The organism is Mesorhizobium album (assembly GCF_033977205.1).
GTDB classification, from domain to species: Bacteria; Pseudomonadota; Alphaproteobacteria; order Rhizobiales; family Rhizobiaceae; genus Mesorhizobium; species Mesorhizobium album.
Genome location: NZ_JAVIIW010000053.1, coordinates 33,976 through 44,314 on the forward strand (window position 1 = coordinate 33,976; position 10,339 = coordinate 44,314).

Sequence of the window (10,339 nt, forward strand, 5' to 3'; positions counted from 1 at the left end):
GACGCTCTTACATGCCTTTCATGACGCATGATGTCACGGAATCACTTCGTTCCCGGGGATCATGCGCTTAACCGGCTCAGCTTATCCTCTGCCAGGGTTTTGCGACAGTTTCATTTCATCGATCTTGCAAACTGGCCGGTTATGATCCAGATGCAAACGGGCCGAACTGAAGGAGACGACGATGGCAGGCGGTACCATTCCCCATTTCCAGAACGACGCGGGCCATCCGGCGATCGATATCGGCGTCAAGGAATTCATGTGCACCGGCGCCAATCCGCCTTTCGATCATCCGCATGTATTCCTCGACATGGGCGACGACAATGAGAAGGTCTGCCCCTATTGCTCGACGCTCTACCGCTATTCGCCGAAGCTGAAGGCGACGGAAACGCAGCCCCCGGGCTGCCTCTATATAGACCAGGCCGCCTAATCCCGCGCGATCATGGATAAGGCGCGGTCCCGGCAGGTCGTCATCGCCGGGGCCGGCATAGCCGGGCTGACGGCGGCGCTCGCTTTTGCCGAGCGCGGCTATGCGGTGACCGTGCTGGAACAGGCCGAGCAGCTCGAAGTGGTGGGCGCCGGGCTTCAGCTTTCCCCGAACGCGACGCGCATCCTGCGCCGGCTCGGCGTGCTCGATCGCCTGGCGGTTAGCGCCATCCGGCCGGAAGCGGTGGTGCTCAAGGACGCCGCCACCTTGCGCGAACTGGCACGCGTGCCGCTGGGCCAGGCCGGCGAGGACCGCTGGGGCGCGCCCTATCTGGTAGCGCATCGCGCCGACCTCCAAGACGCGCTGACGGCGCGGGTGGCCGAGCATCCTGAAATCAAACTCGTCACCGGCGCGCGGGTGACGGAGATCACCGTCGCGCCGCAGGATATCGCTGTCACAGCCGAAACGGATGGTGGCAAGATCGAGGCCGCCGGACACCTGCTGGTCGGCGCCGACGGCGTCTGGTCGACGGTTCGCAGGCTGCTTGCGGGCATGGATTCGGCTTTCGGGAAGAACCGCTTCTCGGGCGAGCTCGCCTGGCGGGCCACGGTCGCGGCCGAGAGCGCCGCCGGCCAGGCCTTTGCGGCGATCGGAGCCGCCGACTGCACCACCGCTTTTCTCCATTCCGGCTTCCATATGGTCGCCTATCCGGTGAGCAAGGGCAGCGCCGTCAACCTCGCCGCCTTCACCAAGGGCGAGCGCATCGCGGACAGCTGGTCGGGCCATGCCGATCCCGCCATCCTCTCCAGCGCCATGCGCAGCACCTCGCCTTCGCTGGCAAGGCTTGTCGCATTGGCCGGGCCATGGACGGCGTTTCCGATCCACACCGTCGAGCAGCGGCGCTGGACGATGCCGCAAGGCATCGCGCTGATCGGCGACGCCGCGCATGCCATGACGCCGTTTGCAGCCCAGGGCGCGGCGATGGGCATAGAGGACGCCGCGATGCTTGCCGGCCTGGTCGCCGACTCCCCCGCCGATCCGCGGCAAAGCCTAAGCACCTGGGAGAATCTCAGACGGCCGCGGATCGAGAAGGTGCTTCGGCGCGGCGCGCTCAACCGGCTCGCCTGGCATGCCCGGGGTCCGGTGGCGATTGCCCGCAACCTGGTGCTGGCCATGCGGCCGGCAGAGAAGCTCGCCGCGGATCTGGACTGGCTGTATGGGTGGGAGGAGCGGAAGGTGGTGGGGCGCTGAGAAGCCTTTTGATAGCCAACCGGCAACTGGATACGCCGGCGGGACAGCACCCCCCTCTGGCCTGCCGGCCATCTCCCCCGCAAGGGGGGAGATCAGCTGTCACCGCCGTTTTCGCCAACCACCAGCGTTGCAGGATGAAGCGAGGCGTCGCAACTGCCAATCTCCCCCCTTGCGGGGGAGATGTCCGGCAGGACAGAGGGGGGTGTGAAGGAACGCGGCGCTTGGCAATTCGCGGAGTGCCCACACTAATCGTATAACCGCATCGACTACCCAAGCGACACCGGCAGCGGGCTCCACCAGCCGATCGCGCAAAAGCAAGAAAGCCCGACCTTGCGGGCGGGCTTCCAAGAATTCGCTCTCGGATCGTTCAGTGCAGGATCTGCGACAGGAACAGCTTCGTACGCTCGTGGCGCGGATGGTCGAAGAATTCGGCCGGCGTGTTCTGCTCGACGATCTGGCCCTGGTCCATGAAGATCACCCGGTTGGCGACCTTGCGGGCAAAGCCCATCTCGTGGGTGACGCAAAGCATGGTCATGCCTTCTTCGGCCAGACCGACCATCGTCTCCAGCACTTCCTTGATCATCTCCGGGTCGAGCGCCGAGGTCGGCTCGTCGAACAGCATGATGCGCGGGTTCATGCAGAGCGAGCGGGCGATCGCCACGCGCTGCTGCTGGCCGCCGGAGAGCTGGCCGGGATATTTGTTGGCCTGCTCCGGGATCTTGACGCGCTTCAGGAAATGCATGGCGATTTCCTCGGCCTGCTTCTTCGGCGTCTTGCGCACCCAGATCGGCGCCAGCGTGCAGTTCTCCAGGATGGTCAGGTGCGGAAACAGGTTGAAATGCTGAAACACCATGCCGACCTCGCGGCGCACCTCGTCGATCTTCTTCAGGTCGTTGGTGAGTTCCTTGCCGTCGACGATGATCTTGCCCTTCTGGTGCTCTTCCAGCCGGTTGATGCAGCGAATCATGGTCGACTTGCCGGAGCCGGACGGGCCGCAGATGACGATGCGCTCGCCGCGCATCACCTTGAGGTTGATGTCCTTCAGCACATGGAACTCGCCGTACCATTTGTGCATGCCGATGATGTCGATGGCGACATCGGTGGTCGAGATGTGCATCTTCTTGGCATCGACCTTGATTTCTTCCGCGCTGACGGCGTTTTCGGTGGTCATGGCCAATTCCCCTTATCGTTTGTAGCCGGTGTCGAGCCGGCGTTCGGTGTACATTGAATAGCGCGACATGCCGAAGCAGAACAGCCAGAACACGAAGGCGGCGAAGATCAGGCCCGACCTGGCGGTCTGCGGCGTCGCCCAGTTGGCGTCGGAGAGGTTCTGCTTGACCACGCCCAAGAGGTCGAAGATCGAGATGATCAGGACCAGGCTGGTGTCCTTGAACATGCCGATGAAGGTGTTGACGATGGCGGGGATGACCAGCTTCAGCGCCTGCGGCAGCACGATCAGCCCCATCTTCTGCCAATAGCCGAGGCCGAGCGAATCGGCGCCCTCATACTGGCCCTTCGGGATCGCCTGCAGGCCGCCGCGCACCACTTCGGCCATATAGGCGGCGGCAAACAGCGACACGCCGATCAGCGCCCGCAGGAACTTGTCGAAGGTGACGCCGGCAGGCAGGAAGAGCGGCAGCATGACACTGGCGAAGAACAGCACCGTGATCAGTGGAATGCCGCGCACGAACTCGATGAAGATGACGCATAGTAGCTTGACGATCGGCATTTTCGATCGGCGGCCCAGCGCCAGTACCGTGCCCAAGGGCAGCGACGCGACAATGCCGACGAACGACAGGCTGAGCGTGACCAGCAGCCCGCCCCAGCGCGAGGTTTCGACAACCGGCAAGCCGAACACGCCGCCCGAGAGAAGAAAGAAGGAGACGACCGGCAGCGCCAGGAAGAGCAGGATGGCGTTCAGCCCCTTGCGCGGCACACGCGGGATCAGCATCGGCACCAGAAGCGCCACGAACAGGACGGCGACCAGGATCGGCCGCCAGCGCTCCTCGATCGGATAGGTGCCGAAGATGAACTGGCCGAACTTGGCGTTGACAAAGGCCCAGCAGGCACCGGTCCAGCCGTCGGGCTGGACGCCGCCCTGCGAGACGGTGGCGCAGACCGTGCGGTTCGGACCGGTCCACTGGGCGTTGATGAAGGCCCAGTTGATGATCTGCGGCAGGATCCAGGCGAAGATGGCGATGCCGAGGATGGTGAGGATGGTGTCGCCCACCGAGCCGACGAGGTTCTTGCGCACCCAGGCGATAGCGCCGCGCTCGCCGAGCGGCGCCGGCTCGGCCAGCGCCATCTCGGTGCGCACCCAGGATGTATCGTGTTCCTGCATGGCCCTACCTCTCCACCAGCGCCATCCTGGCGTTGACTACGTTCATGACCGCGGAGGTCACGAGGCTCAGCACCAGATAGGCGATCATCATGATCGCCACACCCTCGACCGCCTGCCCTGTCTGGTTGAGTACGGTGCCGGCGGTGGCGGTGAGGTCCGGATAGCCGATGGCGATCGCAAGCGAGGAGTTCTTGGTCAGGTTGAGATACTGGCTGGTCAGCGGCGGGATAACGATGCGCATCGCCTGCGGCACCACCACCAGCCGCAGAATCGGACCGGAGCGCAAACCGAGGGCGCCCGCTGCCTCGGTCTGGCCCTTGCTGACGCCCCTGATGCCGGCGCGCACGATCTCGGCGATGAAAGCCGCCGTATAGCAGGATAGCGCCATGTAGAGCGACAGGAATTCCGGCTTGAGCAGGAACCCGCCTGTCAGGTTGAAGGTCGACTGCTTCGGGAAATCGAAGGCGAGCGGCATTCCGGCTAACAGGAAGGCGAGCACCGGAAGGCCGACGATCAGCGCGACCGAAGTCCAGAACACCGGGAACTGCTGGCCGGTCGCCATTTGCCGCTGACGCGCCCGGTGGGCGACGAACCAGGCCATGGCCAGCGCCAGGACAAAGGCGACGGCGACCAGCCAGGAGCCCTCGCCCCAGACGGCGCGCGGGAAATAGAACCCGCGCTGGTTGAGGAAGGTGCCGAACGGCAGATGGATGCTCTCGCGCGGCGGCGGCAGGACGGCCAGCACGCCGGAATACCAGAAGAAGATGACCAGCAGCGGCGGGATGTTGCGGAACACTTCGACATAGACGGTGAAGATCTTGCGGATCAGCCAGTTATTCGACAGGCGGCCGATGCCGACGATGAAGCCGATGATGGTCGCGGTGACGATGCCGGCGCCCGCGATGATGATTGTGTTGAGCAAACCGACCACCAGGGCGCGGCCGTAGGTCGAATCGGAAGTGTAGGCGATCGGCGTGTCCGAGATGTCGAAACCGGCCCGGCCCCTCAGGAACTGAAAGCCGGATGCGATGTGCAGGCGCTGCAGATTGTCGATGACGTTGTGGACGATCCACCAGATCGAGCCGAACAGCAAGACGATGACCAGCGTCTGAAAGAAGAGACTGCGTATTTTCGGGTCATTGACGAAGGAGCCGCGACTCGGCCCCTCGCGAAGGATTTCCTGCGAAGCCATGGACCGTCCTCTGAAAAGAGAAACCGGGAGGCAGACGATCTGCCCCCCGGATCACATTTCGATCAGCGGATCGGCGGAGCGTATTGCAGGCCGCCCTTGGTCCACAGCGCGTTGATGCCGCGCGCGATCTTGAGCGGGCTGCCGGAGCCGACGTTGCGGTCGAACATTTCGCCGTAATTGCCCACGGCCTTGACGATGTTGACGACCCAGTCGTTGGAGACGCCGAGATCGGTGCCGATCTTGGTGTCGGCCTCCTGGCCGAGGATGCGCTTGATCTCGGGGTTGTCCGAGTTCTTCATCTCGTCGACATTGGCCTTGGTGATGCCGTACTCCTCGGCGTTGATCAGCGCAAACAGCGTCCACTTGACGATGTGGTACCATTGGTCGTCGCCCTGGCGCACGGCCGGACCGAGCGGCTCCTTGGAGATGATCTCGGGCAGCACGACATGATCGGCCGGCGAGCCCAGCGTCAGGCGGATGCCGTAGAGGCCCGACTGGTCGGTGGTGTAGACGTCGCAGCGGCCGGCGTCATAGGCGGCGTTGACCTCTTCCAGCTTCTCGAACACGACGGGGTTGTACTCCATCTTGTTCGCCTTGAAGTAGTCGGCGAGGTTGAGCTCGGTCGTGGTGCCGGTCTGCACGCAGACGGCGGCGCCCGAAAGCTGCAGCGCCGAGTTCACGCCCGGCAGCTTCTTGGCGTTGATCATGAAGCCCTGGCCGTCATAGTAGGTGGTGCCGACGAAGTTCAGGCCGAGCGCGGTGTCGCGGTTGATCGTCCAGGTCGTGTTGCGCGACAGGATGTCGACCTCGCCCGACTGCAGCGCGGTGAAGCGTTCCTTGGCGCTGAGCGGGGTGAACTTGACCTTGGTGGCGTCGCCGAAGACGGCGGCCGCGACGGCGCGGCAGAAGTCGGCGTCGATACCCTGCCATTCCCCCTTGTCGTCCGGCGCCGAGAAGCCGGCGAGGCCGGTCGAGACGCCACACTGGATGAAGCCCTTCTGCTTCACGGTATCCAGCGTGCCGGCCGAGGCTGCCGACGCCATAAACCCGAGCGCGGCGGCGCCGAGAATGCCGATTGCAATGTGTTTCATGACCCACAGACCCTTTTCTGCTTTACAGGCGCCCCTGCTTCCCAGGCAGCCCTGATCCTTTTTTGTGTGAATGCAGCTCCCACTTCGGCCCCACTCCCGGACCCGCACCGTTACCGATGCACTGCCTCCCATTCACGAAACGCATCGAAGGCGATTATTCCTGTGAGGTCAAGGGAAATGACCGAATTGCGACACGTTTGAAAACCGATTGCCGCAAATGCCCGAATTGCAGCCAAAAGCGCCGCGAATTGGTCAAGAGATGCAAGCGGAACCGGCAAGTCGGGCGTCGCGCAAAGTTTGAACGTTACGTGAACTCCTGCCGGTTACTACTGTCGTCGCAAAAAGAAGGACTGGCATGATTCATGGGCACAGGAAGGTGCCTCAAACCGGCTTCGGCGCATCTTCGCAGGAGGCGTGCAACAGGCTCAAACGACAAGCCGGCAATCTTCTATTTGGCCCATCCAAACACCGCCGCTTGGCGCGTTGGCAGCAGTTGCACGCCCAGTGCCGTCGCTTTATGGCTGGCCTCCTGACACATTACGACAGGCGACGAACCATGGCGACAAACGGCAGCGATATCGGCATCAACACGCGGCTTGCCCACTCCGGCAACAAGCCGCGCGACTATTTCGGATTCGTCAATCCGCCGGTCGTGCACGCCTCGACGGTGCTCTATCCCGACGCCGCGACGATGGCCAACCGCGGCCAGAAATACACTTATGGCACGCGCGGCACGCCGACCATGGATGCGCTCACGCTCGCCGTCGATGCGCTTGAAGGCTCGGCCGGCACGATCGCGGTGCCGTCGGGCCTTGCGGCGGTGACGATCCCCCTGCTCACCTTCGTTTCGGCCGGCGACCATCTGCTGATCGTCGATTCGGTCTACCACCCGACGCGGAACTTCGCCGACACCATGCTGAAACGCCTCGGCGTCGAGATCGAATATTACGATCCGCGCATCGGCGCCGGCATCGCGGCGCTGATCAAGCCCAACACCAAGGTGGTGTTCACGGAATCGCCGGGATCGAACACCTATGAGGTGCAGGACATTCCCGCGATCGTCCAGGCGGCGCATGCGGCGAACGCCATCGTCATGATGGACAACACCTGGGCGACACCGCTCTATTTCAAGCCGCTCGATCATGGCGTCGACATCTCGATCCATGCGGCGACAAAATATCCGGCCGGTCATTCGGACGTGCTGCTCGGCACGGTATCGGCCAACGAAGCCTGCTGGAAGCAGCTCTATGAAGGCTTCTGCACGCTGGGCTGCTGTTCCGGGCCGGACGACGTCTACCAGGTGCTGCGCGGCCTGCGCACCATGGGAGTGCGGCTCGAGCATCACCAGAAGAGCGCGCTCGAGATCGCGCGCTGGCTGGAGGAACAGCCGGGCGTGGCTGAGGTGCTGCATCCGGCGCTGCCGAGCCACCCTGACCATGCGCTGTGGAAGCGCGACTTCTGCGGCTCGAGCGGGATCTTTTCGATCGTGCTGAAGGGCGGCGGGCAGAAACAGCAGCACGCCTTCCTCGACGCGCTGACCATCTTCGGCCTCGGCTATTCCTGGGGCGGCTATGAGAGCCTTGCCGTGCCGGTCTTCCTCGGCGACCGCACCGTCGCCAAGGGCCCTTACGCCGGCCCGCTGATTCGCCTGCAGATCGGGTTGGAAGACGTCGAGGACCTCAAGGCCGATATCCAGCGCGGGCTCAAAGCGGCAGCCGAAGCCTGAGCGATGGGTCGAGCGCTTGCCAATCCGATTCCGCAAACGCCCGTAACGCCTTGGCGCAATTGAGAAAGCAGAGGCCGCTTGCGGCATGCCGCACGCGCCTCGCCGGGCAATAATATTTTCCCCGGCCGCGAATATGCGGATTGGTTTGGCTTCCAAATCCGTGGCTTCGGCGGCATTGCGGCACCCGCAAAATCACCCACTCTTCCCAGGGCCCGCCATGGCGTTCCGCCTCTTCGTTCCAATCCTTGCCGGCGCGACGCTGCGCGAACGGCTCACCGCCTGCATCGGTGCCACCATCGGCATCGCGCTGACCGGCGTGATCAGCGGGCTCGCCATGGGCAGCGGCCCGCATGTGGCGATGCTGGTGGCGCCGATGGGCGCCTCGGCCGTGCTTCTGTTTGCCGTGCCGTCGAGCCCGCTGGCGCAGCCCTGGTCGATCATCGGCGGCAACACGATTTCGGCGCTGGTCGGCGTGACGGTGGCGCATTTCGTGCACAACCCGGTGATCGCCTCCGGCCTCGCGGTGGCGCTCGCCATTGCCGCCATGTCGTTCACGCGCTCGCTGCACCCGCCGGGCGGTGCCGCGGCGCTCACCGGCGTGCTTGGCGGACCAGCCGTGACCGCCGCCGGCTTCCTGTTTCCCTTCGTGCCGGTGGCGCTGAACTCGATCATCCTGGTGACGCTCGGCTTGCTGTTCCACAAGCTGTCGCGGCGCAACTACCCGCATGTGCATCAGCCCGCCGCCAACAGCCACGGCACCACCGACCGGCCCCCGACCGAGCGCGTCGGCTTCCGGCCGGAGGATGTCGATGCCGCGCTTGCCGCGCTCGACGAGACCTTCGACATCGACCGCGACGACATCGAGCGGCTGCTGCGCCGGGTCGAGCTGCAGGCGATGGTGCGCGCGCACCGCAGCCTGCTCTGCCAGGACATCATGTCCCGCGACGTGATCTCGGTGCCGGAGAATGCCAGCGCCGACGACGCGCGAAAACAGCTGCTCGACCACAATATCCGCACCTTGCCGGTGGTGGATGGCGAGGCAAAGCTGGTCGGCGCCGTCGGCCTGCGCGAGCTGACCAGGCCAACGGATACGGTGAAAGGCGTGATGTCGAAAGCCGGCACCGCCTCGCCCGACACGCCGGCGATGAGCCTGCTGCCGGTGCTGACGGACGGGCACAGCCACGCCGTGGTGATCGTCGATGCCGGGCGGCAAATTCTCGGCCTGATCACGCAGACCGAACTTCTCGCCGCCGCGGCGCGCGTGCAGGCTGCAGACAGGCCGCAGCTGAAAGCTGTAGCATAGCGCCCGACTGGGTCCGGAAAGTCCGGGAACCTTTTGCCGGCTGGCGCATCCAATCTTAAAGCGCGTCGCGTTGAAACGGTGTCGGGCGACGCGCTTTAAGTCTTTGTTTGATGCATGTCGTTCTCCCAAAACCGCTGCGCACTTTTGGGCGACATGCATTAGGATGAAACGCCTGTCCGGAGATCGGGACACGATGAGGAAGTCCGCAATAGAGGCCGCCGCGATTTCGGCGGCTGAGGCCGGCGACATGGCGCTGGTGCGCCGCGCGCTTGCACGGGAAGCGGATGCCTTCCGCGCAATCGTCAAGTCGCACAACCAGCGGCTCTACCGCATCGCGCGCGGCGTGGTGCGCAACGACGCCGAGGCCGAGGACATCGTGCAGGAGGCCTATATGCGCGCCTTCGCCAGCCTCGACAGCTTCCGCGGCGATGCCTCTTTGTCGACCTGGCTGTCGCGCATCACGATCAACGAGGCGCTCGGCCGGCTGCGCAAGCGAAAGCGTGTCGTGGCCATGCCGGAGAACCCGGAGGCGCAGATCATTCGCTTTCCCCTGAACCCAAGTGACGATCCGGAGCGGACGATGGCGCAGCGGCAGATCCTCGGCCTGGTCGAACGGGCGACCGACAGCCTTCCCGATGTCTATCGCACCGTTTTCGTCGCCCGCGTCATCGAGGGCTTGAGCATCGAGGAGACGGCCGAGGTGCTCGGCATCCGGCCGGAGACGGTCAAGACCAGGCTGCACCGCGCTCGCGCGCTGGTGCGCAAGGCGCTGGATGACGAGATCGGCCCGGTGCTGCTCGACGCCTTCCCCTTCGCCGGGCGGCGGTGCGACAGGCTGACGGCGGCGGTGATGAAGAGGCTGGGGTTCGGCGATTGAGTTCGTCATCCTCGGGCGTAGCGGGAGCGAAGCGACGCGGCGCAGACCCCAGGATCCATGCCGTTACATGGACGTATTGCGACGGTGCAGAATTCTGCTCCGCTGCACTTTTCGCGCGAGGTCACGGCATGGAT

Annotated in this window: 9 protein-coding genes; 5 read left to right on the top strand and 4 right to left on the bottom strand. The window is 64.4% G+C overall.

Annotated features, from left to right (window positions below):
* Positions 1–181 precede the first annotated feature (181 nt).
* Together RFN28_RS29735 and RFN28_RS29740 are read left to right on the top strand one after the other, a co-directional pair.
* A complete protein-coding gene (locus RFN28_RS29735) occupies positions 182–427 on the top strand; it encodes a zinc-finger domain-containing protein (protein ID WP_320290703.1) in 246 nt (81 codons plus the stop codon).
* A 12-nt stretch (positions 428–439) separates the two neighbouring features.
* Entirely contained in the window at positions 440–1,675 is a 1,236-nt protein-coding gene (locus RFN28_RS29740; RefSeq protein WP_320290704.1) for an FAD-dependent monooxygenase, read from the top strand.
* Positions 1,676–2,042: 367 nt separating this feature from the next.
* Here RFN28_RS29740 and RFN28_RS29745 read toward each other — a convergent pair whose 3' ends face one another.
* The 4 genes from RFN28_RS29745 to RFN28_RS29760 all read right to left on the bottom strand — a co-directional run bounded on the left by RFN28_RS29745 (position 2,043) and on the right by RFN28_RS29760 (position 6,299).
* Complete coding sequence (locus tag RFN28_RS29745; protein ID WP_320290705.1) at positions 2,043–2,846, bottom strand: amino acid ABC transporter ATP-binding protein; 804 nt, start codon at positions 2,844–2,846, stop codon at positions 2,043–2,045.
* 12 nt (positions 2,847–2,858) lie between these two features.
* Positions 2,859–4,016 carry an amino acid ABC transporter permease gene (locus RFN28_RS29750; protein ID WP_320290706.1) on the bottom strand — a complete coding sequence of 386 codons (1,158 nt, stop codon included), beginning with the start codon at positions 4,014–4,016 and terminating at the stop codon, positions 2,859–2,861.
* 4 nt (positions 4,017–4,020) lie between these two features.
* Positions 4,021–5,208: an amino acid ABC transporter permease gene (locus RFN28_RS29755; RefSeq protein WP_320290707.1), complete on the bottom strand. Its 1,188-nt coding sequence runs from the start codon at positions 5,206–5,208 to the stop codon at positions 4,021–4,023.
* A 62-nt stretch (positions 5,209–5,270) separates the two neighbouring features.
* Positions 5,271–6,299, bottom strand: coding sequence for an amino acid ABC transporter substrate-binding protein (locus tag RFN28_RS29760; RefSeq protein WP_320290708.1), 1,029 nt, complete (start codon positions 6,297–6,299; stop codon positions 5,271–5,273).
* A 556-nt stretch (positions 6,300–6,855) separates the two neighbouring features.
* On the opposite strand from RFN28_RS29760, the gene RFN28_RS29765 reads away from it, so the two are divergent.
* From RFN28_RS29765 to RFN28_RS29775, 3 genes are all read left to right on the top strand, one after another.
* The gene (locus tag RFN28_RS29765) at positions 6,856–8,025 is read left to right on the top strand and encodes a cystathionine beta-lyase (protein WP_320290709.1); all 1,170 of its coding nucleotides are present in this window, start codon (positions 6,856–6,858) and stop codon (positions 8,023–8,025) included.
* A gap of 217 nt (positions 8,026–8,242) precedes the next feature.
* Positions 8,243–9,328: an HPP family protein gene (locus tag RFN28_RS29770; RefSeq protein ID WP_320290710.1), complete on the top strand. Its 1,086-nt coding sequence runs from the start codon at positions 8,243–8,245 to the stop codon at positions 9,326–9,328.
* A 193-nt stretch (positions 9,329–9,521) separates the two neighbouring features.
* Complete coding sequence (locus RFN28_RS29775; protein ID WP_320290711.1) at positions 9,522–10,205, top strand: RNA polymerase sigma factor; 684 nt, start codon at positions 9,522–9,524, stop codon at positions 10,203–10,205.
* Positions 10,206–10,339 lie beyond the last annotated feature (134 nt).